Here is a 25,605-nt window from a genome sequence, read left to right as displayed (position 1 = left end):
TTCGTGTATTATGCCTTAATAATGCTTATCATTGCCTCTGTGGAACCTTGCTTTAACATGCCCCGAAGCTCCTTGGCTTGTGTTAAAAAGGCTTCTTTATTGACACTTTTATAGGCATGCAATAAGCCCTCAACACTGACATCTTCTTGCAAAAGTTCTTGATGCAAAGAGGGTTTCTTGGCAAAATCAAATAAAATATTTGCCAAACCCACGTGCGTGAGTTTTACGAAATGCTTTGCAATCCAATAATCAATCGCTTTAGCCTTGTACGCCAACACAAATGGAACGCCTACAAGGGCCGCTTCAAGTGTGGCTGTGCCTGAACAGATAAAGGCAAATTCACTCTTTGCAAAGGCTTCATAGGTATTGCGACAAATTTTAAAATCATGAATATCCCCATAAATTTCTGCAATCTCTCGATAATCAAAATGGGGAGGAATCACTAAAATTTTCTCTTTTCCTACTAATTTACTGGCCAACGCTTTATAAATAGGAAAAAGCGTTTTGATTTCACTTTTACGACTTCCTGGCAAAAATGCAATCACGCCACTTGTGTCACATTGCAATTTAAAAAGCGGTATTTCATCCAATAAAGGATTGCCCACATAGGTTGATTTGGTGTAAAACTGATCTTCAAAAGGAAAAATGGAGGCTAGTACATCACAATAGCGCTCCATTGCTTTAATGCGACTGGGCTTCCACGCCCACACTTTTGGCAAAATATAATAAATAATTGGCACATTGGGATTAATCGTCTTAATCGCTTTGGCTAAAGGCAAATTAAATGCGGGTGAATCGATTAAAATAACTTTATCCACGAAAAAACTCATGCGTGCCATAATTTTAATGGCTTTTTTTGCTTTACGAATCTTGGGCAATGCGTCTAAAAACCCCATAATTGAAAATGCCTTGCTTGGCATCACAGGTTTTCCAAAGCGCTCATCAAATACTCCGTAAATTTCACAGCTATCCAGCGCATTTAAAATTGGTTCTAAGTGCAAATTTGCCGATGGCTCAAGTGCGGAAATCAATAATTTCAAATTAATGCCTTTTATCTTCTTTATCACGAAGTCTATACAAAACTCTCTTAAAACTATAAGTCTGTTACGTTATAATACCTCAAAAAGTAGGTTCTATGAAACGCATTTTAATCACCAACGATGATGGCTTTGAAAGTGCGGGGCTTCACGCTTTAGCACGTGCACTTCGTCCTTTAGGGCATGTCACCATTGTCGCACCCAGCTCTGAGAAATCGGCGTGTGGGCACTCCCTCACCCTCACCCGTCCGCTTCGTTTCATCTCCCTTGAAGATGACTTTTTTAAACTGGACGATGGCACACCCACGGATTGTATTTACCTCTCTATTAACGCTCTTTTTGAAGGTGATAGTAAACCTGATTTGGTGGTGAGTGGCATCAATAAAGGCTCAAACTTAGGAGAGGACATCACCTACAGTGGAACAGCAAGTGCTGCGATGGAAGCGGCATTGCATGGGGTTCCTGCCATTGCAATATCGCAAGTTTATGTGGGAGGTCCTCAAAATATTGAGCTGAGTCATGGGTACGATTTGGCGGAGCAAACCGTGTATGATTTGGCTAAAAAGATTTTGGAAGGCACCTACCCTTTAGGTGAACGTCGCTTTTTAAATGTCAATATTCCCCCTCTAAGCCCCAACGAATGTAAAGGCTACAAAATCACCCGTGCGGGGCACCGCATGTATGGCAATGACGCGCATCTGCACCGCAACCCACGAGGTGAGGAGTATTATTGGCTGGGTGTACACACGCTTGAATGGATTAAAAGTGAAAACAATGACTGTGATCTCAGTGCCATTGAAGAGGGATACATCTCTATTACGCCTGTAAAACTCGACATGACCGCTCACGATGAACTAGAAAATTTAAAGCGATGGATTCAAAATGGATGATCGCTTTACCAGAGTGCGCCGTGTTTTAGGAGAGGATTTTGAGAAACTCCAAAATGCTCACGTTTTACTTTTGGGTGTGGGAGGGGTAGGAAGTGTCTGTTTGGACGCACTCTTTCGCACAGGCATTGGGTGCATTACTATTGTGGATGATGATGTCTATGACATCACGAACCAAAACCGCCAATTGGGTTCTGAAGCGGTGGGCGAAGTGAAGGTCACACACCTTGCCTCCTTGTATCCCAATGTCAGACCCATTCACGTCCTTATCACCCCTGCGTGGGTCGAAGCGTTTGATTTTTCACCCTACGATGTGGTCATTGATGCCATTGATGATATGCCAGCCAAAGTTGCTATTGCACATCAAACAAGCGAAAAACTCTTAAGTTCTAGCGGCAGTGCCAAAAAACTTGACCCCACTCGCATCCGCACCGCTTCTATCTGGAAAACCCACGGCGATGCGTTGGCGAAAAAAATGCGTTATGAGCTGAAAAAGAGCGGTTTTAAGGGAGATTTTCTCACCGTATATTCGGATGAAGAGCCTACATGTAAAGAGTTAGGAAGCCTCATGTGCGTCACAGGCGCTTTTGGTTTCACACTGGCATCGTTGGCGATTCGGAAGATTATGGGGAGAATGTAGGCTTTACATGTAAAGATAGCGAGGCTATTTTAAACTGAAAATAACCCTTTTCATAAGAAGATATTTTGTCGGGAGTGTTCAAAAAAAGCTTACATGTAAAGTGGGGTTTGAATGTTTGATGGTGGTCATATTGTTGCCTGTCCCTATTTATTTGTCCCTATCTTTTCTTTGCGCTTTATTCATCTTTAATGCCCATTATTTTATTTAGTCTATTTTCTAATTCTATAGCTTTATACTTATGTTGTAAAAACTCTAAATTTAACTTTGTTCTAATACTTTCTTGAGTTACACCTATATCAATATTTAATTTCCCTTTTCTAACATCCTTGTTATTATTGCAATAATAAGCTTGATAAAATTCAAATTCACATCTTTCATGTTCCATGCATTTCTTTTTAATGATCTCTATTATTTCGCATTTTTTTTCTAGAGGAGTTTTAATACCAAAAATCAAACCTTTTAAACTATTAAAATCATATTTTAGTTTTCTATAGTTTTCTTCAATATCATAGTTTTGTAATCTATGCCAAGTTATTCTGTACTCATTTTCATAGCTCCAGTCTTTAGTTTTTATTAATTTGTTATTTTCTAATTTACTCCAGAATACATCACGCCATTTTTCTTGATTATTGATCACTTCATCAAATAAATTACTCTTATTTTTATTTTCATCCATATACCATGAGTTTACAGTTGGTTCAGTCGATAATCCAAATGATTCAAAAAAATTTATCTCTTCAAAATTGCCATCATAATTTACCTTTTGAAACCTCATAGATTGTTTTGTTTGTGTATTTCCTGATAAAACATTCAAAAAGTTTAAACTGTTATTTTCATCAGCTTCAAATATTAAACAAACTCCGCTATGATTTTCTCCATAATTTCCCCAAACAGATGAGTTATGATAGTCTTCTAAAAAACTTGCAACATAAATTTTTGGATATGCAAGTTTTTGTAAAGCTTCTAAATAATGTGTATGAAAATTCATTATAAAATATTTATTAGGGGTGTTTTGGTCTATTTTTGAGACACAAGATAACTCAAGCATTAACTTGTCATACCAAGATTTATTATTTTGATGAATTATATTTACTTTTTCAACACCATACTCATTTTGTAATTCCTCAAGAGCATCTATAGCTTTAATCATCTCTTGTATTTTATTTTTATCAATTTCTATAAATTGTTCTCTTTTAGGCATGAGTCCTTTAGCTTCATAAACTTTTTGAATAATCTCCAATAAATCATAATTAAAAGTATATAGATAATTAAGAAATTCATTTTTTGTAATTGCGGTAGTTCTTTTAGAAATTTTATCTATTAAATCTCCATATAAGTCAAAGAATATTTTAGGAATATCTTGAAGCTCAATATATGTACTTGATTGCCTAACATCATAAAGATTATGAAAAATAGGAATAATATCGTTAGAAAAAATAAATTTTTCTCCAATGATCTTATAATAAAGCATAAAAACGCTATTGAGACAATAGATGTAGTGTTCAAAAAAATTTCTCCATACAATTTCATCCCCATCAAAAACAAAATCCATAAAGCCTTCCATTGGATCATTTAGTTTTTCAGGAGTTTGAAAAAATATCTCTTGATTTTCTAACTCTTTATACTTTCCTAGTAAACTGTTTAAATTTCTAATTCTATAAAATATCTTTTTCATTTTATTTCCTCAGCATTGCTTCATATATCTTAAAAAATATTTAAAGTTTTCTTTATCATTTTTAGAGGTACAAACTTATCCGATCAGTTTTTTTTCTTATCAGAGTTTATCATATTATGGACTACTCCTTTGTACACCCAATGCCCATAGAAAACTTTGGCTCTTTGGTTTTTATCTCATTTTATCTTTACATGTAAAAGTTACTCGTACATAAGAGAAAGTCCAACACCCACATCTAAAACCTCGCTTGTTTTGGATAATTTGATTTTATACTCTAAACTGGTGCAATGGCAAGGATGCATCGTTTTTATCTGCTGTTCATGAAAATACTTTAAGGTTCCCTCTGCTTGAATTGCACTGGGATGAAGCAAATGAAAACCGCCAATAATATCAACAATTCTCTCATCCTTACACACTTTTTTTGCATATTCAATAATATTGCAAATGCCTGAATGCGAACACCCCGTGATGATAACAAGTCCTTGGGCTGATTGATAAACCAATGCAGAATCATCCTTAACATAATCATCTTTCATTGCATCTGCCGTTTCGTACTGCCCCATTGGTTCAAGATTTTCAAAAGCGTTCGTTCTTTCAATTTCTCCTAGAAAAACTAACTTAGGTGTTATCCACAAGGGTTTGCTACTCCATTGTGTCTTAAAATATTTGCTAACATTTTTTTGATCCAGCATTGAACCAATACACTGACCGCTCTCTTCTTTGTGCAAAAAAGCCTCTGGATGTGCAATAAGCGTCGGATGAGAGTATGGGATATTTTCAGCTTTTGCCTCAGCGTAAAATGTAGCCAAAGAGATTAACCCGCCTGTATGGTCATTATGCCCATGAGAAATAACCACATAGTCAATATCTTTGAGGGATTCATTCATTTTTTGCGCATTTTTGATAAAAATATCTGAGTACCCAACATCAAATAAGACTTTGGTATCGCCCTCGCTAATGAGATACGAAACCGCAGGTTCTGCCAAAAAATAACGATCAATAATCGTATTGTTATCCACTAACACTTTTAATTCCATGGTATGTTTTCCTTTGTATAGCTATTTATTCTAAATTCTTATTTACCTCGAAACAGCGTTTGACACATCAATAGTGTTTATAAGTTCATCAACGATGCTTTGGCACAAGCAATGCGTTTTGCAATATCTTCTCCCTCTTTATCCATAAAATCAATTTGAATTTTATACACCAAATCCGCTCCCTCAAAAAAGCTAAACACCACATACCCTGCATAAAGTTTGGCTTCTTTGGTTTTTTTTCCAGGGTCTAGGGGGTCGTTTTCATATATCAGTACATGTAAACGAAGCGAGTCTTTGGAGGGTGTTTCTCCAAACTCTCTTATTAAGATATTTCGGACTTCGTTAAGGTCTAAACGCTCAAAAAGCTTTGAGGGAGCATAGTGCGATTTTTGTGTCTCAAGGTCTACGACAAGCCCTTGTGTACGGATGGCTTCTTGAAAGGCATGTATTTTTTCTTTGAAGTAAACACGTTCAAACACCACCGTTTCTTTTTGGCATTCAAGGCGTAAAGAGCGACAACTGATTTTTGTAACCTGCGTGTAGATGGCATAAACTATGAACACCAAAATGGCAAATCCGAGCACAAGCAAGAGCTTTTTTAACATCTCAAAACCCCTTTATTTTAAACATATGTTTGAAAAAAATTATACCTTCATAGTGCACATATGTCAATAATAACTCTTGACATTATGCACATATGTGTATTATAATGGCTTTAATTTATTGAAAGGTGAAACCAAATGGCACGCAATCCAAAAGCAAGAGCGGTGAGTCACCCTCCTTTATTTACGACCTTTAAGCCTGCAGGTGTCGCAGCCACCAAACTAGCAACCATTACCCTAGAACTGGATGAGTACGAAGCGATTCGTTTGGCGGATTATGAAGGCTTAGAACACGAAGAGGCAGCTGAGATGATGGGTATTTCTCGCTCAACCTTCACCAGACTGATAGAGCGAGCTCGCAAAAAAATGGCGTTGATGCTTGTTGAAGGCTCTAAGGTGGTGATTGATGGAGGAAGTGTGCATTTTAAAGAAAATGTTTACCAATGCAAGGCATGCAACCACCGTTTTAGAGCACGTATCCATGAAGAAGAGAAAGAGTGCCCTCTGTGTCATTCAAGTGAACTGATAGATTTTGCTAAAGGGTTTGGGCATGGATCGTGTTGTCATCACACAGAAGAGGAGGGAGCATGAAAATAGCCATAGCCAGCGGTAAAGGTGGAACGGGTAAAACGACCCTCTCCACCAATTTAGCCACCTATTTAGGAGAAACCCAGCGTGTTGTTTTAGTTGATTTGGACGTGGAAGAGCCAAATTCAAATCTTTTTTTAAATGGAGAGCTTCTACGCAAGGAAGACAAAATGAAGATGATTCCACGCTGGGATAGCACTTCATGCACCTTGTGTGCGGAGTGTGTTCAAAATTGTAATTTTAACGCTTTGCTTTTCATTGCCAATGAAATTTTAGTCTTCCAAAATCTCTGCCACAGTTGTTACGCCTGTTCAGAGCTTTGTCCGACAGGTTCACTGCCGATGGAGCCTATAAAAATGGGCGAACTCAGCCATTTTCTAGCGGGGGATATAGAGTTTGTGGAAGGGCGTTTAAACATTGGGGAAGAGCAGGCCGTCTCGTTGATTGCGCAAACAAAAAAATACGTTGATCAACATTTTGATGATGAGGCTATCAAGATTTTTGATTCACCTCCAGGGACATCATGCCCCGTGATTGAGGCGATTAAAGATGCGGATTTTGTTATTTTAGTGACAGAGCCTACCCCTTTTGGTTTGCATGATTTAACGCTTGCGGTGGAAACGACACGCATTTTAAAGAAAAAGTTTGGCGTGGTGATTAACCGTTATGGTATGGGAAATGACGAGGTTGAGGCTTACTGCCAAAGCGAAAACATCCCAATTTTAGGGAAAATCCCTCATCTTATGGAAGCGGCAAAGCTCTATTCGGAGGGAAAACTCATCTATAAAGAAAGTCCATCCTTTAAAGATGAAATTCAAAACATTGCTTTACATGTAAAGAACTTCTCACAAGGAGTGGAACAATGAAAGAGATAGTGGTTATTTCAGGCAAAGGGGGTACGGGAAAAACCTCCATCACCGCAGCCCTTGCTAGTTTAGCTAAAGAGTCGTGCGTGGTGGTGGATTGCGATGTGGATGCAGCGGATATGCACTTGTTACTTCAGCCAGACTTTGCTCATAAAGAGGATTTTTACAGCGGTCTTTTAGCCCACATCGATGAAGAAGCGTGTCGCAATTGTGGTCGCTGTGCCGATGTGTGTCGTTTTGATGCGATACGCTTTGAAAAAGGGCGTTATGTCATTGATGAACTCTCGTGTGAAGGGTGTGGGTACTGTGAAAAAGTGTGTCGTCCAAAGGCGATTTCGATGAACGAGCGTTTGGCAGGTGCTTGGTTTCACTCCTCTACAAAATACGGAAGCGATATGATTCACGCAAAGCTTGGCATTGGAGCGGAGAATTCAGGTAAATTGGTCGCCAAGGTCAAAAAAGAGGGAAAAGCGATTGCACTGGAGAAAAACAAAGCTTTAATGATTGTCGATGGCTCACCTGGCATTGGCTGTCCTGTGGTCTCTTCTTTAAGTGGGGCAAACTTTGTACTGTTGGTCACAGAGCCAACCCTCTCAGGATTGCACGATTTAAAACGGGTTTATGAAGTGGTGAAAAAGTTTCGCATTAAAGCAGGATGTATCATCAATAAAGCCGACCTAAACCCTAAAGTGTGTGAGGAAATTGAAGCCTTTTTAAGGGAAGAATCCATTTTACATGTAAAAAATATCCCTTACACTAAAGCCTTCACACAAGCGATGGTTGAAGCCAAAACCATTAGTGAATACAGCGATGTGCCTTTAAAAAAGTTACTTGAAGAAAGTTTTGAAACCATAAAAAACACATTAGGAGTATAAAATGAAACTAGCCTTTACAACGGTTGATCCTGCATGGGAATCAATGATGGAAGCACGCTTTGGACGTACCTATTATGTCCTTATTTTTGATGAGCAAAGTGGGCAAATCACCATTCACGACAACCGTGAAATTGTCAATCAAGAACATGGAGCGGGTCCTAAAATGGCAAAACTCATGGCAGATTTGGGGGTGGATGTCATCATTACAGGCAATGGTCCAGGAGAAAATGCCCGTGCAGTGTTAGCACAAATGAATACGGTTATCTACGTGGGCGCAGGAGAGATGAGTGTGGCTGAAGCGTATAAAGCGTATCAAGAGGGTGCACTGGAAAAGTTTTAGTTTAAAAGCGTTAAAATAACTATTTCAAAAAATAAATAAAAGGTTAAGTTATGATTATTGTATTTCCTACAACAAAAGATGAGGGCTTAGGTGCCAAACGTGGTGCGCATTTTGGTAAAGCAAATTATTATACGGTGATCACTGTTGAAGATAGTGTTGTAAAAGATGTAGCGATTCATAAAAACCCAGGGCATGTGACAGGGGCATGTTCAGATGCGGTCAATAACATTCAATCCCTAGGAGCGGATGTTTTAATTGTTGGTGGTATTGGTGGGGAACCTTTGAAAAAGTTTTTAGCCATTGGTATTGACGTCTATTTTGATGATAAAAATGAAATTTTAGAAGACTCTTTGCGTGCATTTTTAGCAGGAAATGTTGCAAAAATCAATCCAAACCATACGTGCAGTCATAAATAAACATCTTAGGCTACGTTTTGGCGTGGCCTTCTTAGTTATCGAAGCCTCTTCAATCTCACAGTGCCTACTCTAAAAATAGATGAAGGTTTCGCCTCAAAAAAATCCTTACATGTAAAGATAATCACATCGGCTTTTTCTTTGGCATACACTTCATCAAAGCCCTTTCCACTAGGGTTTGACGAAGTCGAATAACTCCATTTTAATTTTCGTAGAAACTGCAAATGTGCTTCATCTTTGACCACACGAATCGCTAGTCCACACGGATAAGCAAAGGTTGTTTTTTGGGCTCTGCGGACACGGTTTTTATGGCGTTTTGGAACTCTGGTAAAATGACGAAGGGTGGTGAGTGAATCCACACTCATCAAAAACGATTTACCGCTTGGGCGGTTTTTCGTCTTGATAAGTGCTTCAGCATTTTGAGAGAGGAACCCTGCTGTTGTCTCTGTTTGGGCGAGATAAACAAGCTTGGGGTTCATGGTTTTAATTTAGATAGTCTTGTAACGCACGTGGCTCAAGTGCGCTTTTGTCTTGGATGTACTCTATCGCAGTGGCTGCAGCTGCGGCTGCGGCAACGGTGGTAAAGTAAGGAATCTTAAAGCGCAACACGGCTTGGCGAATTTTCTTCGCATCGTCTTTGCTTGATTTATTATCACTCGTGTTAATCACCAAAGCAATGTCACCATTTTTGAGTTTATCTTCGATGTTTGGTCTGCCTTCAGAGATTTTATAGACAAACTCTGCGTTCACACCTGCTTCTTGAAGTGCTTTGTGCGTGCCACCTGTTGCGATAACTTTAAAGCCCAAAGCCTCAAATTTTGTACCGATTTCTTTGGCAAAGGATTTGTCGATGTCTACTAACGAGATAAAGACGGAACCGCTTTTGGGAAGCACGTTTGCAGAAGCAATTTGGCTTTTTGCAAACGAAGCTGGGAAGTTGCGGCTAATGCCCATAACCTCACCCGTTGATTTCATCTCAGGTCCTAAGATAAGGTCTGCGCCTTGAAGTTTATTGAACGGGAATACCGCTTCTTTCACCGCAACGTGGTCGAATTTCTTCGGTTTTAAGATGCCATTACCTTCACGTACCACGTCAAATTTATCGTAAAAAGCAAGCGCTTCTCTGAGATTTCCTTGGTACATGACACGTGTCGCCACTTTTGCCATCGGAATGCCTGTTGCTTTACTCACAAATGGCACTGTACGACTCGCACGAGGATTGACTTCGATCATGTAAACATCGTCTTGATAGATGGCGTATTGAATGTTCATCAAACCAACAACGCCTAGGTTAAGGGCGATTCGTTTGGTTTGAGACTCAATTTTGGTAAGAATCTCATCACTCAAAGAGATAGAAGGCAAAGAACATGCGCTATCGCCACTGTGAATACCTGCTTCTTCAATGTGTTGCATAATGCCACCGATGTACACCTCTTTACCATCACAAATCGCATCGACATCCACTTCAATGGCACGATCAAGGAATTGATCGATAAGAACAGGTGAATTGTGGCTTACGCTGACTGCTTCGTTCATATACGTACGAAGTTCGCTCTCATTGTAAACGATACGCATCGCCCTTCCACCCAGAACATAACTTGGACGTACCAAAACAGGATAGCCGATCTCTTTAGCTTTTTCTATCGCCTCTTCTTCGCTCGTTGCGGTGGCATTGTTGGGTTGTTTGATGTTGTTTTCGGTAATAAATTGTGAGAATTTCTCTCTATCTTCTGCCATGTCGATCACACGTGCTGTGGTACCGATAATTTTCGCACCCATCACGGTGAGTTTCTTTGCTAATTTAAGCGGTGTTTGACCACCAAAATGCACGATAACGCCATCGGGGTTCTCTTTTTCTACCACGCTTCTGACGTGTTCAAAATCAATTGGTTCAAAGTAAAGAATATCGCTGGTATCATAATCGGTCGAAACGGTTTCAGGGTTACAGTTGTACATAATGGTTTTAACGCCCAAATCACCCAGCGCATATGCCGCATGGACACAACAGTAGTCAAACTCGATGCCTTGACCAATACGGTTAGGTCCACCGCCGATAATCATGACTTTTTTCTGTGTCTCTTTTTCGTTTACATGTAAAGGCAGTTTGGTCACATTGGTCGTGGAGTAAAGGTACGGGGTGAGGGCTTTAAACTCTGCTGCACATGTATCGACTTCATTGTACTCAAAGTCAATGTTCAGTTTGTTACGTGCAAAATAGATGTCATTGGTCGTGAGCTCTAAATTGTCCTCTTTGTTGATCAGTTTGGCGATCATCTTATCAGAGAAGCCCATCGTTTTGGCTTGACGTAAGAGTTTTTCATCGTTAAGAATGAACATATCAATCTTTTTCTCAAAATCAATAATCTCTTTGATTTGATTTAAAAACCATGGATCAATTTTACTTAAGTTGAAGACATCTTCCACGCTATAACCTCGACGGAACGCTTCACCGACATAGAGTGCTCTATCGGCATTGGGTCTTCTGATCTCATTTTTGAGTTTATCTTCATCCACTTTCATACTCTCAAAACCGCTAAGGTTCGTCTCAAGGGAACAGAGCGCTTTTTGGAAAGACTCTTTAAACGTTCGACCAATCGCCATCACTTCACCCACGCTCTTCATCGAAGTGGTCAGTGTAGAATCCGCTAATGGGAATTTTTCAAAGGTAAAACGAGGAATTTTAGTCACGATGTAGTCAATAACAGGCTCAAAACTTGCCGCCGTTCCTGTGATGTCATTTTTAATCTCATCGAGTGTAAAACCAACCGCTAAAAGTGTTGCTACTTTGGCGATAGGATACCCCGTCGCTTTAGAAGCAAGTGCAGAGCTACGGCTTACACGTGGGTTCATCTCGATAACCGTCATACGACCCGTTTCAGGGCAGATAGAAAATTGTACGTTACTTCCCCCCGTATCCACACCAATTTCACGAAGAATCGCAAATGAGGCATTGCGCATACGTTGGTACTCTTTATCGGTCAAGGTAAGCGCTGGTGCAATGGTAATGGAATCTCCCGTATGAACACCCATGGGGTCAAAGTTTTCGATAGAGCAGACGATGATGCAGTTATCGGCACGATCACGAATCACTTCCATCTCATACTCTTTCCAACCAAGCAGTGACTCTTCGATCAAAATCTCATTAATCGGACTCGCATCCAGTCCTGCCATCGCAAGTTCTTTGAATTCATCAATGTTATATGCCACACCACTTCCCCCACCTGCTAGCGTATAGGATGCACGAATGATGAGAGGAAAGCCAATTTTCTCCGCTGCGGCATACGCATCTTCCATGTTATACGCATAAGCGCTAATCGGTAAATCCATCCCAATTTTGATCATCGCCTCTTTAAAGGCTTGTCTGTCTTCACCTTTTTTAATCGCTTCTGGGTTCGCACCTAAAAAGATAACATTCGTGAGCATACCTTGTTCGTGCATCGTCATCGCAACATTAAGTGCGGTTTGTCCACCCATCGTTGGAAGTACGGCGTCCACACTCTCTTTTTCAATAATGCGTGCGATCACTTCAGGCGTAATTGGTTCAATATACGTACGGTCTGCAAATTCAGGATCGGTCATAATGGTCGCTGGATTGGAGTTTACCAATACGACTCGGTATCCAAGCTCTTTAAGCGTTTTGGCTGCTTGTGTTCCTGAATAGTCAAATTCACATGCCTGTCCGATAACAATAGGACCTGATCCGATTAATAATATGGTTTTAATATCTTGACGTTTTGGCATCTCTTTCCTTTAATCTACATGTAATATTCAAGCCAATATCCAAAGAGACTGGATTCAATATTAATTTTGCTTAATCACATGCATATACGATGGTACATGCGGTGTGACATAGGGGGTTATCACAACGGTTTTTGAAGACTCTTCTTCAATGACTTTAGAAACCACACCCACTTTAATTCCCTCAAAAAAGATTCCATCTAATCCACTGGTTATAACCTCATCACCAATTTGAGGTTGTAGCCACTGAGAAAGATATTTCACTAAGACTTCTTTACGATTTCCTTGCATAATGCCTTGCATTTTACTCTCGCCCACATACACTGCAAAAATTGATTTTGGATCGCTTAACAATAAAGCTTGAGGATGCCCATCACTTGCTACCACAATACCTGTGGCATATCCCTCTTGCAAAAGCCCATATATTTTACTTTGATTAAAATCATTAAAACGAAGCCACACTTTGCCATAATCATTGAGGTTTGAATACCCAATAGTTTCAACCAATTCTACGTTTGGATAATATCTAGCAATATTATGCTCTTTTAAAAGATCGTTTAATTTACTTGCAAATGCAATAGATAAAACAGCTGATTTTTGTAAAGTTTGATTTTCTGCTCTCAAACGCTTAATTTCTTCTGTTTGGCTAATATGCTCATCAATTTTTTGAGTCACTGTATTTTTAATATCTAAATATGTTTCTAAGATTTTATTGTTTATTCCGCCAATAAAATGTCGTGCTTCTGTGCCGTATCGAAACGATACGACCACAAAAGCCACACACACTAAAATAATCTTAATTTTATTCATTCGATAATTGTTGTAATAAATCAATCTCTTCGAGTGCTTTACCTGTTCCTTTAGCAACGGCTAGAAGTGGCTCATCTGCAACAAAAACAGGTAATTTAACAATGTCTGAGAGATACTTATCAAATCCACGGATAAGTGCACCGCCACCTGTTAAAACAACACCATTTTCAACAATATCCCCTGCTAAATCAGGAGGCATCACTTCAAGCACATCTTTGAGTGCATCGGCAATCTCTTTCAGTGGTTCTTTAATCGCATCTCTTACATCTTCACTGGTAAGCTCAATACGGCTTAATAATCCACTCACTTGATCTCGTCCTTTAACCATCATGGAAAGAGGTTCTTCAATTGGAATGGCTGTACCAATAGCTATTTTAATCTCTTCGCCTGTTCGCTCACCAATAAGAAGGTTGTATTTTTTCTTCACATAATCTACAATCGCCATATCAATCTTATCGCCTGCAACACGAATGGATTTACTAATCACCAAACCACCTAAGGAGACGACACCAATTTCAGTTGTGCCACCACCAATATCGACCACCAAACTACCTTGGGGTTCACGAATCGGAAGCCCCGCACCAATCGCTGCAGCCATAGGCTCTTCAATTAAAAAAACTTCACGAGCCCCTGCGCTCATCGCAGACTCACGTACCGCTTTACGCTCCACTTGTGTCAGACCATAGGGAACACAGATGATAATACGAGGACGTAAAAAACTTTTTCTACGGTGTGCTTTTTCAATGAAGTAACGAATCATCTTTTCCGTCATATCAAAATCAGCAATCACGCCATCACGCATCGGACGAATCGCTTCAATGTCGCCTGGTGTTTTTCCCACCATATTTTTTGCTTCTTTTCCTACAGCTAGAATATTTTGCTTACCATAACGATTGCGTTGTACTGCGACAACGGAAGGCTCATTGATAATAATACCTTTCCCCTTGACCAACACTAAGGTGTTGGCAGTTCCAAGGTCGATACTCATATCGCTTGAAAAAAATCCTATCACTTTGTCTAAAATCATCTCATCTATCCTTTTTTACGTTTACGCGCTTTTTTTGTCTTTTTTAATATAAAGAGGCTTTTCACCTTTTTGGACAGCATCTTTGGTAACCACCACTTCATACCCCTCTAATTCAGGAAGTTCATACATCACATCAACCATCATCTCTTCCATAATGCTTCGAAGCCCACGTGCACCTGTTTTACGTTTAATAGCAAGTTCAGCTACAGCCTCCAGCGCTTCTTTTTCAAAGGTAAGTTCTACCGTGTCAATCGCAAAGAGTTTCTGATACTGTTTATAAATAGCATTTTTAGGTTCTGTTAAAATGCGTACCATATCTTCTTTCGTAATAGAGGAGAGTTTTGCACTTACATGTAAGCGTCCAATGAGCTCTGGAATCAGACCATAATGCACTAAATCATCAGGTTCTACCAAATCAAAAAGTCCTTCATCTTGGCTCTTTGTACGTTTTTCTTGCTCAAATCCTAAAACATTTTTCCCGATACGTCGCTTTACAATTTCTTCCAAACCATCAAACGCACCTGCACAAACAAATAAAATGTTAGTGGTATCGATTTGAATAAAATCTTGATTTGGGTGTTTACGTCCACCTTTGGGTGGAATATTAACAACACTACCCTCAATGATTTTTAAGAGTGCTTGCTGAACACCTTCCCCTGAAACATCACGGGTAATCGAGCGGTTTTCACTCATACGTGCAATTTTGTCAATCTCATCGATAAAAACAATGCCTTGCTCTGCTTTTTTAATATCTCCGTTGGCGCATTGTAAAAGCTTTGTCAAAATATTTTCAACATCTTCACCCACATACCCCGCTTCTGTCAAGCTGGTCGCATCTGAAATGGCAATAGGCACATCTAAAAAGCGAGCTAAGGTCTGTGCCATTAGCGTTTTGCCACTTCCTGTTGGTCCAATGAGTAAGATGTTTGATTTTGATATTTCTGTATCATCCGCAACACTACTTTGTTTAAAAATACGTTTATAATGATTATACACACCCACGGAAAAAATCTTTTTGGCTTGATCTTGCCCAATGACAAAATCATCCAATACTTTTTTTAACTCTTTGGGAGCAAGTACGGTTGGGTTAAAAGACTCACCTTGTGGTTGCTGTGAAGCTGAAGACTCTGGAATTTCACCAAAAAAAATCTTGTACGCAGAAATCACACAATGCTCACAAATAAATACATCATCTCCCGCAATCAAACGGGTGTCATTACTCTCTTTGGTTCCACAAAAACTACATTCTCTACTCAACATTATTTTTCCTCTCAAATGGAATCCCACGGGTTGAATCCACAATAAAACGACACATCTGTATCACTTTGTCATTGCCTTCACTCTCTAAAAGTGTAGAAGCAACTTCTTGAAGCGGTTTGCCTGCTTCAAATAATTTTCGATACGCTCCACGCAAAGCATCAATATCGGGGCGTTCAAAGTGACGACGTAAACCATTAAGATTTAAACCTCTTAAAATAGCACGATTGCCCTCTGCTAAACAAAACGGTGGAATATCTTGTGAAAGTGCGGAGGCTCCTGCGATCATGGCAAAATCTCCAATTTTTACAAACTGGTGTACAGGTGTCATCCCCCCGATTACAGCATAACTTCCCAACTCCACATGTCCTGCAAGGGTTGCAGCATTGGCTAAAATACAGTGATTTCCGATGTGTACATCATGACCAACATGTACATACCCCATAAATAAATTGTGATTTCCAATCACAGTTTGACTGCCACCACCCAGTGTGCCTGGATTAAACAGTGTAAATTCACGTATTTTATTATAATCACCAATAATCAGTTCAACCTCTTCACCCGCATATTTTAAATCTTGAGGAATGGACCCCAAAACAGCGTGTGAAAAAATTTCATTATATTTTCCAATCGTCGTGTTGCCATAAATATGCGACCCCTGAGCGATTTTTGTTCCCTCACCTATTTTTGCATTTTTGGAGATAAAACAAAAGGCACCCACCTCAACATTGGCTTCAAGCAATGCTCCCTCTTCCACAATAGCGCTTGGGTGAATTTTTGGCATCTTATTTATCCACAATCATAGCTTTAAGTTCAGCCTCTGCGACCAACTTATCATCGACATACGCTTTTGCATCTAGCACCCAAATGTTACCTCTGTGTTTTAACACACTCAGTTGATACACCAATTTATCTCCTGGACGTACGGGATTTCTAAATTTTGCATGATCAATGCTCATAAAGTAGACCACTTTTTCTTTTGTGCCCTCTTGCATCTCTTCATCCATGCTTTTAAACGCCAACACGCCACCTGCTTGTGCCATTCCCTCAATAATCATAACGCCTGGGTAAATAGGATGATCAGGAAAGTGCCCTTGAAAAATTTGTTCACCAATGGTAACATTTTTATACGCCTCTATAGAATGACCTGAATGCAAGGCAGTTACCCTATCTATAAGTAAAAAAGGGAAGCGGTGTGGAAGTATTTTTTGAATCTCTACAACATCAATTAACATCTTTAAAACCTTCTAACAAAATTCTAATATTTTATCTAATTAATACTAAATTTTCTCTAATGTCAGGGTAAGTCTTACTTTGAATAAAGAGTTCATAGCTCTTTATTTCAATCGTATCAAGCACCACAAGTGGGCTTAAAGAAGCGCATTCAAAGCTCTTAAAAGCATTTCGAACACGTAATTCTACCGCAACACTCGGAGGATTTTGTAACATCTCTTTCACACATTTATAGCCTGTATTTGCCTTTTGATTAAACATCTGTAATGAAATAAAACGGGCTTCTTCTTTTGCTAAATAACCAACACCCTGTGCGATAAATTCAACGTGTGTTTTCACATGTTCTTTTTTACATGTAGAATAAAAAAGAACATAACTTGGCATGACCTCTGCATCCTTTTTCACCCACGCACGTAATAATCGATAATTTAAAAATTTTTCACGTACCAATTTAAACGGGACTTTTTGTGCTTCCAATGCTCTTACTTTTTCATAGAGTTCAATACGCTCTTCAATGGAAGAGGGAAGTGTTTGTGGTCGTAAAGGGAAACTCAGTTCATCCGCCAAACGATCTTGCTGCTCTCTTTGTACACGCAAGGCAAAAAGACACCCACAATAATCTTGATGGTAGAGCATACTCTCTTTGGCTAGAGCAAACTGTTCTTGAGTACCGCCTTTTTTTCTAAAATCAGGTGCAAGACTTTCAAGCCCATATTTTTGTGCAATAGAAGCTAACGCTTCTTCTAACTGTGCAAGGGATTTTTTAGGGCTTGTTAGTAATGTGGTTGTTATTATTTTCTCCCCTAATTCTAAGGCTTTTTGTGCTGTTGCTTCTAACCTGTTATCAAAACAAATGGCACATCGTTTGCCTTTTTCAGGTTCGTTTTCAAACCCACGTACCGCCTCCAACCATCCTGTATAGTTGTATTCACCGACATGTAAAATAATTCCTAAGTGTTCACAACTTCGTTGCACATCTAAAAGCCGTAGTTGGTATTCACTAAAAGGATGAATATTGGGGTCATAAAAAAAAGCTTCTAATCTCTCAGAAGGATACGCTTGTGCTAATTTTTGTAAAAAAAAGTGGCTATCAACAGAACAACAAATGTGTACGAGCATAATCTTAATCTTTCATGAGGTATTTTGTAAGTGAGTATACCACAGCGCTCTTTTACAAAAAGTTTATCACATTTTGTAGTATAATAATTTAACATTGCAAGGAGAATTCGCCATGAAAAAACCTTTTAAATTCCTACTCTTTTGGCTCATTTCACTTTCACTGTTTTACACGTTAAGTGGTTTTATTATCATTCCATGGTGGATAAAAAATCAACTTCCTTTGCTTTTAAAAGAGAAAACAAGCCTCCCAATAGAGATTGAAAAAGTACATTTCAACCCTTTCACCTTTGAATTACATGTAAACAATCTCATTCTAAAAGACTCTAGCAACACCAGTGTAAGTCGCATTGAGAACCTCTATCTCAATTATGAGCCACTCTTTTTGTTTAAAAAACAATTTTACATTCAAACGATTCTGCTGGATAAACCCTTCCTTGATCTTAGTATAGATCACAATGGCACACTTAATCTTTTAAGCCTGTTGACACAACCCTCCGCAAAAGAGCCATATTCAAAAACCAATCTTTTAATGCCTCTTATCATTGAACATATTGAATTTCAAAATGCCCGTATTGATTTTACGGATGCACGCCATGAAAAACCTTTTCACGTGAGCTTTTCGCCCATCAATTATGTCATCAACACTCTGAGTTTTTACAAAGATGATTTAAGCATTCATGCACTCAAAATCGCCTTAGAAAATGAAGAAAAAATCTCTCTTGCTAGCAGTCTTTCTATTGAGCCTTTAAGGCTTCATGGGGAACTGTTGGTTCATGATTTAGCACTAAAATCTTTTTGGCACTATCTGCTTCCAACGCGTGCTCATTTGAGTGAGGGAACACTGAGTGTACGTCTTCCTTTTTTAATTGATTTAAGCAAAGATGAGCCTCTTTTTTTTATTGAAAAAGCACATGTTGATTTAAAAAATATTCTTTTTTTAGATCAAGGTAAAAAAATAGTTTCCCTCCCATCGCTTAGAGTAGAAGGCATTGACGCAGAACTTCACACATCCTCTTTACGCATTGAAAAACTCATCGCAGATGCCCCTTTTATAGAAACCCATCTTGATCATACGTATACACCAACCCTACTCACACTTTTTAATCCAACGCTTCCACAAAGCACCTCAGACAAACCATCCAATGCGCCTAAACCTGCATGGAAATTTTCACTCAAGTCGTGTACGCTTCATCAAGCATCTCTGATTATTCTTGATGAGAATGTTAAAAGTAAGCCCATCTCTTTTTCATCACTTAATCTTCATATTGCTAATATTACACATCAAAGCGATCATCCCATCTCCTACGAACTCACAACAACGCTGGATAAAAATGCCTCTATTGCTCTGAAAGGCTCTTATGTTCCCTTAACGCACCAAAGCACTTTGGATTTGGAAGCCAAAGCCCTTCCTTTAGATACAGCCCAGCCCTATCTTACTCCTTTTACAACACTCACTTTACATGAGGGATTGCTTTCGTTGCGAGGTAAAGTAGATGTTCTATTGCGTGAAAAACCTCGTGTACTCTTTAAAGGTGATTTAGAACTTTCAAAATTCACGCTTTTAGATCATTATGAGCAAATTCTTCTCTATTTAGAGCATTTTCGTATGGATGCGATTGATTATGTTTATGCTCCTGTTTCTTCATTACATGTAAAAAAAATTTTAGTACGCAAACCGTATGTAAATCTGGATATTAAAAAAGATCAAAGTACCAATTTTTCACACCTTATAGTATTGCCTAAAAATACCTCGCACGCTCAAAAAGAACCTATGCACATTGTGATAGAAAATATGGCGATGAACCAAGGCAGTGCGCATTTTAAAGATGCATCTTTACCTATCCCTTTTGCAACTTATGTTAGCAATCTTAATGGAACCGTATCCACACTCAATACAAAAACAACCAAACCATCCGTCCTTGCATTAGAAGGGAAAGTTGACAAATACGGTTATGCAAAAATAGACGGCTCCGTGCTGCCCTTTGATTTTAAAAACCGAGCAACCTTGAAAATAATTTTCAAAAATCTCGACATGAAATCCTTCACACCGTATTCAGGAAAATTTGTCGGTTATGCGATTCAAGAAGGAAAGCTCTCTATGGATCTCTCCTATAAAATTAGAAAAGGATTAATGCAAGGGGATAATCAAATTAACCTTGACGCTTTAACCCTCGGTGAAAAAATAGAAAGTAAAGATGCTATTGATCTTCCTTTAGGACTTGCCATTGCACTTTTAAAAGATTCACAAGGACATATTGAGCTTAATCTGCCCATTAGTGGAGATATGAATAGTCCTGAATTTAGCTATTCAAGTATTGTTTGGCGTGCTGTTGGAAATTTAATGGGAAGTATTGTGACATCGCCATTCACCCTTTTAGGCTCTATCTTAGGCATTGAGACAGAAAACCTAACCCATATTGATTTTTTAGCAGGAAAATCTGCACTGATACCCTCAGAAGAAGAGAAGATGGAAAACTACCAACAAATTTTAGAAAAAAAACCTGAACTTAAATTACACATTACCCCAAGTTTTGATCTCTTTGCTGATACCAAAGCCCTTCAAGAAAACCATGTCAAAGTGCAACTTGAAGCGTTAATGGCGAAAAACAATCCATTGGCAAAAAATTACAGTAAAGCGATTCAGACACTTTTTATTCAAGCCCATTCCAAAGAGCTTTATGAAGAGCTTACGCAAAGTTACACTGAACAAAAGCTTGATAGAGGCACGATTAACGAGTATCTTCTGAAAAAAATTTCTGAAACCGTACCTATTAGCCCTGAAGCCTTGAGCGTTCTTGCGCATCAACGAGCCGATGCTATTATTCAAAATCTTATAATAAAACATAAAATAGCACCTGAACGCCTTTTAAAACAAGACATTAAAAAGAGTGATGCCTTGCGTGAAAAATGGGTAGGATGCCCTATTTCTTTAGGCAATTAAGCTAAAGATTCTAAAGCCCTTTTAACCTCATTTGCATGTTCTTTTACTTTGACATTGGTCCATATTTTTGCAATTTTTCCTTCTGGGCTAATTAAAAATGTTGAACGCACAATGCCCATATACTCTTTCCCATAATTCTTTTTCATCTGCCATACACCATAACTTTTTGCAACCTCTTTGCTTTCATCGCTTAATAGTGTAATCTCCAAATTGTGTTTGGTAATAAAATTTTGATGTGATTTTGGGCTATTAGGGCTCACCCCTAAAATAACCGCATTTAAAGCTTCAAAAGCAGGGAGAGCCTTGGTAAAATCACACGCTTCACTCGTACATCCAGGGGTATTGTCTTTGGGATAAAAATAAAGGATAACCCATTTTCCTTCCAAATCTCGAAGTGAAATTTCAACATTGTCTTGATTGGGAAGACTAAAAGAGGGAGCTTGTTCGTGAATATTTAACATTCTATTTTCCTTATTTATATGTTTACATGTAAACCTCAATCATGAAGTTATGTCACGAAATTATAACGCATTTTCAGACTAAAACTATCTTTAATTAAAATTTAGCTACCATAGTATCCTTTTAGAAATCGACTTGTAAGAAGGTAGAAAAATGGATAAAGCAAGCTACATTTGGATGGACGGCAAACTGGTTGCATGGGATGATGCAAACGTACATATTTTAACCCATACACTTCATTATGGTAATGGTGTTTTTGAGGGAACACGTGCGTATATGACCAAAGATGGTTTGGCAATTTTCAAGCTCACAGAGCACACCAAACGCTTATTAAACTCTGCAAAAATAACCCGTATTAAAGCAACCTATTCACTTGAAGAGCTCGAAAATGCACATATTGAACTTTTAAGAGCCAATCATTTTACCTCCAATGTCTATATTAGACCTCTTATCTATTTAGGTTATGGCATTATGGGGCTTAATCATGTTCATGCACCTGTAAAGACAGCTATTGCAGCCTGGCAATGGGGCAGCTACTTAGGCGATGAGGGATTAGAAAATGGTATTCGTGTCAAAATTTCTTCTTTTACTCGTAATCCTGTCAAATCCGTTATGGGAAAAGCAAAAGCTGCAGCAAACTACTTAAACTCTCAAATGGCAAAATACGAAGCCATCGAAGCAGGTTACGAAGAAGCCCTCCTTTTAGATGATGAGGGATTTATTGCTGAGGGCAGTGGCGAGTGTTTTTTTATTGTCCGAAATGGAGTCTTAATCACGCCTCCAAACGATACCTCACTAGAAAGTATTACTCAAGCAACGGTGCTTGATTTGGCACGTGAAGCGGGTATTCCTATTGAACGTAGACGCATCACTCGTGATGAAGCCTACATTGCTGATGAAGCCTTTTTTACAGGAACAGCAGCAGAGGTAACACCTATTAAAGACATTGATAATTACATCATTGGTGATGGAAAACGAGGGACTATAACAAAACAGTTGCAAGATGCGTATTTTGATGTAGTCTATGGACGTAATCCAAGCTACAAACATCTCTTAACGTATATCTAAATTTCTGCCTCGAAAGAGGCCAGCTTTAGCGCCATAGCGGCCAACGTAGGTTTTTTAGCTTTGCTAAAAAACTGTATTTAAAATTGAACTAAAGGAATACTATGCCAGCAGATTTGAATGATTATTTTAAAAAGAAAAACGGTGGAGGAGGCTTTGGTGGTGGCGGTGACAATGATAACCGTACGCCCTTTAATGTTGAACCTCCTGATTTTATGAAAAACCTCGGGAAAAAAGCAGGTTTTTTCTATGTTTTAATTGCTATTGTGGTTCTTTTTGTTGTTGCAAAACCATTTGTCATTATTAATTCAGGTGAGATGGGTATTAAAGCAACTGCGGGTAAATTTCAATCAACACCAATGGAGCCAGGTTTTCATCTTTTTATTCCCTTTATTCAGCAAGTGTTTATTGTGGATACAAAAGTACGTATTATGAACTACTCTTCCAGCGAAGATTTAGGTGAAGTGATTCAAAGAGGTTCAGGTATTAAACGAAATGCTGCTATTTCAGTACTTGATGCAAGAGGTCTACCTGTTTCTATTGAACTAACTGTTCAATACAAACTTGAGCCAACCACAGCGCCTCAAACCATTGCTACATGGGGTATGTCATGGGAAGATAAAATTATCAACCCTGTTGTTCGAGATGTTACCAGAAGTGTTATTGGTAAGTTTAATGCAGAAGAACTCCCCCAAAAGCGTAATGAAATTGCTATTAATATCGAAGAAGGAATCCGTAAAGCCATCGACGCACAGCCAGGTCAACCTGTTGAACTTTTAACAGTACAGCTTCGCGAAATCGTCCTTCCTGTTAAAATTAAAGAGCAAATTGAACGTGTTCAAGTTGCTAAACAAGAAGTAGAACGAACACGTTATGAAGTTGAAATTGCTAATCAACAAGCCCTAAAACGTGCTGCTGAAGCAGAGGGTCAAGCTAAAGCAAGAGAAATTAATGCTCAAGGTCAAGCCAATGCTATTAAAATCGAAGCGGACGCAGATGCTTATGCCAACAAAAAAATTAGCGACAGTATCTCTACACAGCTTTTAAATCTTCGTCAAATAGAAGTTCAAGGCAAGTTTAATGAGGCACTTCGTGAAAATAAAGATGCTAAGATTTTCTTAACACCTGGAGGTTCCGTACCAAATATCTGGGTCGATACCAAAGACAGTCAAAAAGCAGTTAGTATTGCAAAATGAGTCTCGAATTATTAAACACCCTTAATTGGGAAAAAACACCCCTACTTCCTGTCATCGCACAGGAAGTAGGCAGTGGTAATGTTTTAATGCTTGCGTACATGAACGAAGAAGCACTTACATTAACCCTTAAAACTGGCCTTGCACATTATTACTCCAGAAGCCGCCAAGCTCTTTGGAAAAAAGGTGAAACAAGCGGTCATTTTCAATACATTAAAGAAGTCTATCTTGACTGTGACAGCGATACACTTTTACTTAAAGTAGAACAAATAGGCGTTGCATGCCATACGGGACGAAGTTCATGTTTTTTTAACCGTATTGATACACAAGAAGCCCCTAAAGAAGAAGCAAAAGAGATTGCAGCGTATTCTATTACTGATAAAATTTATCATATTATTCAAGAGCGAAAACATGCAAATCCAAAGACCTCTTATGTTGCGTCTTTACTCCATAAAGGCGAAAATACTATTTTGAAAAAAGTTGTTGAAGAAGCAGGAGAATTTTGTTTTGCTTACAAAGATGCTAACAAAGATGAAATGGTTTATGAAGCAGCTGATTTAATGTTTCATACCCTAGTGGCATTAGGTGCTAAAGATATTCATCCCTCTTTAATTTCTAAAGAACTTGAAAGACGCTTTGGTCTTGGTGGCATTGAAGAGAAGAATAGCCGCAATGAACATTGACGCTTTTAAACTCTCACTCATAACCTACTTCCAAAATCTTGCTTTCTATGATTATTTGGCGTATGCATGGTTATTGATTACATTTTTAATACTGATTTTTTTGGCGACATTACTCGCCAAAAAATCTTCTTCACTTTCTTTAATTATTATTATCTTTGCTTTACTTCTCTTATGTATTACACCTTTTTTTATTCATAAAAAGCTCAATGAAACTTTACGTAAAACCCATACAGAAATCACTTCAATTCAAAAATTAAACTTTTCATCTTCATTTATCCTAGAAACAACAATTTACAATCAATCTACTAATACGTTCAATGTATGCTTTTTAAGTACTTCCGTATTTAAGGCTAACGAGGCGACTGGTTTTAAAGCGTATCTTCTTTCATTAAAACCTCTTGCAAGTCAATCAATGATTTTAAGAGAAACAATACCTAAAGGTGAATCACTACATTATCAAATTGTTTTTGATGATTTCCATTACACTGGTGATTTTAATGCTACACTGAGGGCTGAATGCTACTAAAGGAGAAACCATGACCTATATGACTTCCCTGCATTGGGTTGCTCTTATTCTTACGATTTTACTTTTTTCATTCATACTTTGGCTTACGATGCGTTACAATGAAAAGCAATCTCTTTTAGCGCCTATTCTAGCCAATATCTTGATTACTTTTCTTTTGACCGCACTCATTTTTTATGCACTTGATAAATACACGAAAGTTGCCCGTCTTGAAAATATTGTTCAAAAAAAAGTTTTAATTAATGAATCTTTTTCTATTTCTGGACAAATTAGAAATACTGGTAAATTTACAATTGGTACATGTACGTTGGAAGTAAAAATTTTCAATGCCTCTTTAGAACGCATAGGGACAGATTCTGCTATTTTCGTTCCAAAATCTGCTTTTCAAAATTTCTTTAAACGCGATGCAACTCTTGTCATTGAGACAAAAAAGAAATTTGTGATTGCTGAAAATTTGGCTAAAGGGGAAATACGAAATTTCACTGTGTTTATGCCTTATCCCCCCTCTTACGAAAAGCCCTATACACGTTATGATCTGTCTTGTTATTAAGTTTCTAAGCTTGCTTGTAGATGGGGAATTTAGACGATATTCCCCAT

26 protein-coding genes are annotated in these 25,605 nt (G+C 38.4%); 13 read left to right on the top strand and 13 right to left on the bottom strand.

All coding sequences use genetic code 11. The features are described from left to right. Positions 1-8 precede the first annotated feature (8 nt). Complete coding sequence (gene lpxB / locus SULBA_RS01080; RefSeq protein WP_014768429.1) at positions 9-1,040, bottom strand: lipid-A-disaccharide synthase; 1,032 nt, start codon at positions 1,038-1,040, stop codon at positions 9-11. A gap of 95 nt (positions 1,041-1,135) precedes the next feature. Between lpxB and surE the strand changes: the two genes are divergently transcribed. Then, entirely contained in the window at positions 1,136-1,927 is a 792-nt protein-coding gene (surE, locus tag SULBA_RS01075) for a 5'/3'-nucleotidase SurE (RefSeq protein WP_014768428.1), read from the top strand. Next, positions 1,920-2,564 (top strand): tRNA threonylcarbamoyladenosine dehydratase, encoded by a 645-nt coding sequence (locus SULBA_RS01070; RefSeq protein ID WP_014768427.1) that lies wholly within the window; start codon positions 1,920-1,922, stop codon positions 2,562-2,564. The genes surE and SULBA_RS01070 overlap by 8 nt, the downstream gene beginning before the upstream one ends. A 175-nt stretch (positions 2,565-2,739) precedes the next feature. Here the strand turns inward: SULBA_RS01070 and SULBA_RS12690 are convergent, their stop codons facing one another. The 3 genes from SULBA_RS12690 to SULBA_RS01055 all read right to left on the bottom strand — a co-directional run bounded on the left by SULBA_RS12690 (position 2,740) and on the right by SULBA_RS01055 (position 5,881). Continuing rightward, a complete protein-coding gene (locus SULBA_RS12690; RefSeq protein WP_014768426.1) occupies positions 2,740-4,239 on the bottom strand; it encodes a DUF2971 domain-containing protein in 1,500 nt (499 codons plus the stop codon). A gap of 200 nt (positions 4,240-4,439) precedes the next feature. Then, positions 4,440-5,276 (bottom strand): MBL fold metallo-hydrolase, encoded by an 837-nt coding sequence (locus SULBA_RS01060; RefSeq protein ID WP_014768425.1) that lies wholly within the window; start codon positions 5,274-5,276, stop codon positions 4,440-4,442. Positions 5,277-5,353: 77 nt separating this feature from the next. Continuing rightward, complete coding sequence (locus tag SULBA_RS01055; protein WP_014768424.1) at positions 5,354-5,881, bottom strand: hypothetical protein; 528 nt, start codon at positions 5,879-5,881, stop codon at positions 5,354-5,356. 135 nt (positions 5,882-6,016) lie between these two features. On the opposite strand from SULBA_RS01055, the gene SULBA_RS01050 reads away from it, so the two are divergent. From SULBA_RS01050 to SULBA_RS01030, 5 genes are read left to right on the top strand one after another with little or no spacing between them, the layout of a single operon-like run. Then, on the top strand, positions 6,017-6,469 hold the full coding sequence (locus SULBA_RS01050) for a DUF134 domain-containing protein (RefSeq protein WP_014768423.1): 453 nt from the start codon (positions 6,017-6,019) through the stop codon (positions 6,467-6,469). Continuing rightward, complete coding sequence (locus SULBA_RS01045; protein ID WP_014768422.1) at positions 6,466-7,332, top strand: ATP-binding protein; 867 nt, start codon at positions 6,466-6,468, stop codon at positions 7,330-7,332. Before SULBA_RS01050 ends, SULBA_RS01045 begins: the two co-directional genes overlap by 4 nt. Next, positions 7,329-8,207: an ATP-binding protein gene (locus SULBA_RS01040; RefSeq protein WP_014768421.1), complete on the top strand. Its 879-nt coding sequence runs from the start codon at positions 7,329-7,331 to the stop codon at positions 8,205-8,207. The genes SULBA_RS01045 and SULBA_RS01040 overlap by 4 nt, the downstream gene beginning before the upstream one ends. 1 nt (position 8,208) lies before the next feature. Next, the gene (locus SULBA_RS01035) at positions 8,209-8,547 is read left to right on the top strand and encodes a NifB/NifX family molybdenum-iron cluster-binding protein (protein WP_014768420.1); all 339 of its coding nucleotides are present in this window, start codon (positions 8,209-8,211) and stop codon (positions 8,545-8,547) included. 50 nt (positions 8,548-8,597) lie between these two features. Then, entirely contained in the window at positions 8,598-8,963 is a 366-nt protein-coding gene (locus tag SULBA_RS01030) for a NifB/NifX family molybdenum-iron cluster-binding protein (protein WP_014768419.1), read from the top strand. A gap of 35 nt (positions 8,964-8,998) precedes the next feature. Here SULBA_RS01030 and SULBA_RS01025 read toward each other — a convergent pair whose 3' ends face one another. Genes SULBA_RS01025 through SULBA_RS00990 form a run of 8 tightly spaced genes read right to left on the bottom strand, consistent with a single transcriptional unit; the run spans position 8,999 to position 18,144 of the window. Then, complete coding sequence (locus tag SULBA_RS01025; RefSeq protein WP_014768418.1) at positions 8,999-9,439, bottom strand: hypothetical protein; 441 nt, start codon at positions 9,437-9,439, stop codon at positions 8,999-9,001. A 4-nt stretch (positions 9,440-9,443) separates the two neighbouring features. Next, on the bottom strand, positions 9,444-12,701 hold the full coding sequence (carB, locus tag SULBA_RS01020) for a carbamoyl-phosphate synthase large subunit (protein ID WP_014768417.1): 3,258 nt from the start codon (positions 12,699-12,701) through the stop codon (positions 9,444-9,446). A gap of 60 nt (positions 12,702-12,761) precedes the next feature. Next, positions 12,762-13,508: a rod shape-determining protein MreC gene (gene mreC / locus SULBA_RS01015; RefSeq protein ID WP_014768416.1), complete on the bottom strand. Its 747-nt coding sequence runs from the start codon at positions 13,506-13,508 to the stop codon at positions 12,762-12,764. Continuing rightward, positions 13,501-14,535: a rod shape-determining protein gene (locus tag SULBA_RS01010; protein WP_014768415.1), complete on the bottom strand. Its 1,035-nt coding sequence runs from the start codon at positions 14,533-14,535 to the stop codon at positions 13,501-13,503. The genes mreC and SULBA_RS01010 overlap by 8 nt, the downstream gene beginning before the upstream one ends. A 21-nt stretch (positions 14,536-14,556) precedes the next feature. Next, a complete protein-coding gene (clpX, locus tag SULBA_RS01005; protein ID WP_014768414.1) occupies positions 14,557-15,795 on the bottom strand; it encodes an ATP-dependent Clp protease ATP-binding subunit ClpX in 1,239 nt (412 codons plus the stop codon). Then, positions 15,785-16,576, bottom strand: a complete 792-nt coding sequence (lpxA, locus tag SULBA_RS01000; RefSeq protein ID WP_014768413.1) for an acyl-ACP--UDP-N-acetylglucosamine O-acyltransferase — start codon at positions 16,574-16,576, stop codon at positions 15,785-15,787. Before lpxA ends, clpX begins: the two co-directional genes overlap by 11 nt. A gap of 1 nt (position 16,577) precedes the next feature. Then, a complete protein-coding gene (gene fabZ, locus SULBA_RS00995; protein ID WP_014768412.1) occupies positions 16,578-17,027 on the bottom strand; it encodes a 3-hydroxyacyl-ACP dehydratase FabZ in 450 nt (149 codons plus the stop codon). A gap of 31 nt (positions 17,028-17,058) precedes the next feature. After that, positions 17,059-18,144 carry an epoxyqueuosine reductase QueH gene (locus SULBA_RS00990; protein ID WP_014768411.1) on the bottom strand — a complete coding sequence of 362 codons (1,086 nt, stop codon included), beginning with the start codon at positions 18,142-18,144 and terminating at the stop codon, positions 17,059-17,061. A gap of 112 nt (positions 18,145-18,256) precedes the next feature. Between SULBA_RS00990 and SULBA_RS00985 the strand changes: the two genes are divergently transcribed. Next, positions 18,257-21,085: a DUF748 domain-containing protein gene (locus SULBA_RS00985; RefSeq protein ID WP_014768410.1), complete on the top strand. Its 2,829-nt coding sequence runs from the start codon at positions 18,257-18,259 to the stop codon at positions 21,083-21,085. Here the strand turns inward: SULBA_RS00985 and bcp are convergent. Beyond that, positions 21,082-21,546, bottom strand: a complete 465-nt coding sequence (gene bcp, locus SULBA_RS00980) for a thioredoxin-dependent thiol peroxidase (RefSeq protein ID WP_014768409.1) — start codon at positions 21,544-21,546, stop codon at positions 21,082-21,084. The genes SULBA_RS00985 and bcp overlap by 4 nt on opposite strands. A gap of 151 nt (positions 21,547-21,697) precedes the next feature. On the opposite strand from bcp, the gene SULBA_RS00975 reads away from it, so the two are divergent. From SULBA_RS00975 to SULBA_RS00955, 5 genes are all read left to right on the top strand, one after another. Further along, positions 21,698-22,612 carry a branched-chain amino acid transaminase gene (locus SULBA_RS00975; protein WP_014768408.1) on the top strand — a complete coding sequence of 305 codons (915 nt, stop codon included), beginning with the start codon at positions 21,698-21,700 and terminating at the stop codon, positions 22,610-22,612. Between the two features lie 101 nt (positions 22,613-22,713). Beyond that, complete coding sequence (locus SULBA_RS00970) at positions 22,714-23,805, top strand: prohibitin family protein (RefSeq protein ID WP_014768407.1); 1,092 nt, start codon at positions 22,714-22,716, stop codon at positions 23,803-23,805. Then, positions 23,802-24,485, top strand: coding sequence for a bifunctional phosphoribosyl-AMP cyclohydrolase/phosphoribosyl-ATP diphosphatase HisIE (hisIE, locus tag SULBA_RS00965; RefSeq protein ID WP_014768406.1), 684 nt, complete (start codon positions 23,802-23,804; stop codon positions 24,483-24,485). The genes SULBA_RS00970 and hisIE overlap by 4 nt, the downstream gene beginning before the upstream one ends. After that, on the top strand, positions 24,427-25,011 hold the full coding sequence (locus tag SULBA_RS00960) for a DUF2393 family protein (RefSeq protein WP_245391422.1): 585 nt from the start codon (positions 24,427-24,429) through the stop codon (positions 25,009-25,011). Before hisIE ends, SULBA_RS00960 begins: the two co-directional genes overlap by 59 nt. A 10-nt stretch (positions 25,012-25,021) precedes the next feature. Then, entirely contained in the window at positions 25,022-25,558 is a 537-nt protein-coding gene (locus tag SULBA_RS00955; protein ID WP_014768404.1) for a DUF2393 domain-containing protein, read from the top strand. The last annotated feature ends 47 nt before the right edge of the window (positions 25,559-25,605 follow it).

Source organism: Sulfurospirillum barnesii SES-3 (assembly GCF_000265295.1).
GTDB classification, from domain to species: domain Bacteria; phylum Campylobacterota; class Campylobacteria; order Campylobacterales; family Sulfurospirillaceae; genus Sulfurospirillum; species Sulfurospirillum barnesii.
Note: the sequence above shows the minus strand (reverse complement) of the source record. Positions and strands in the feature narration are given on the sequence as shown.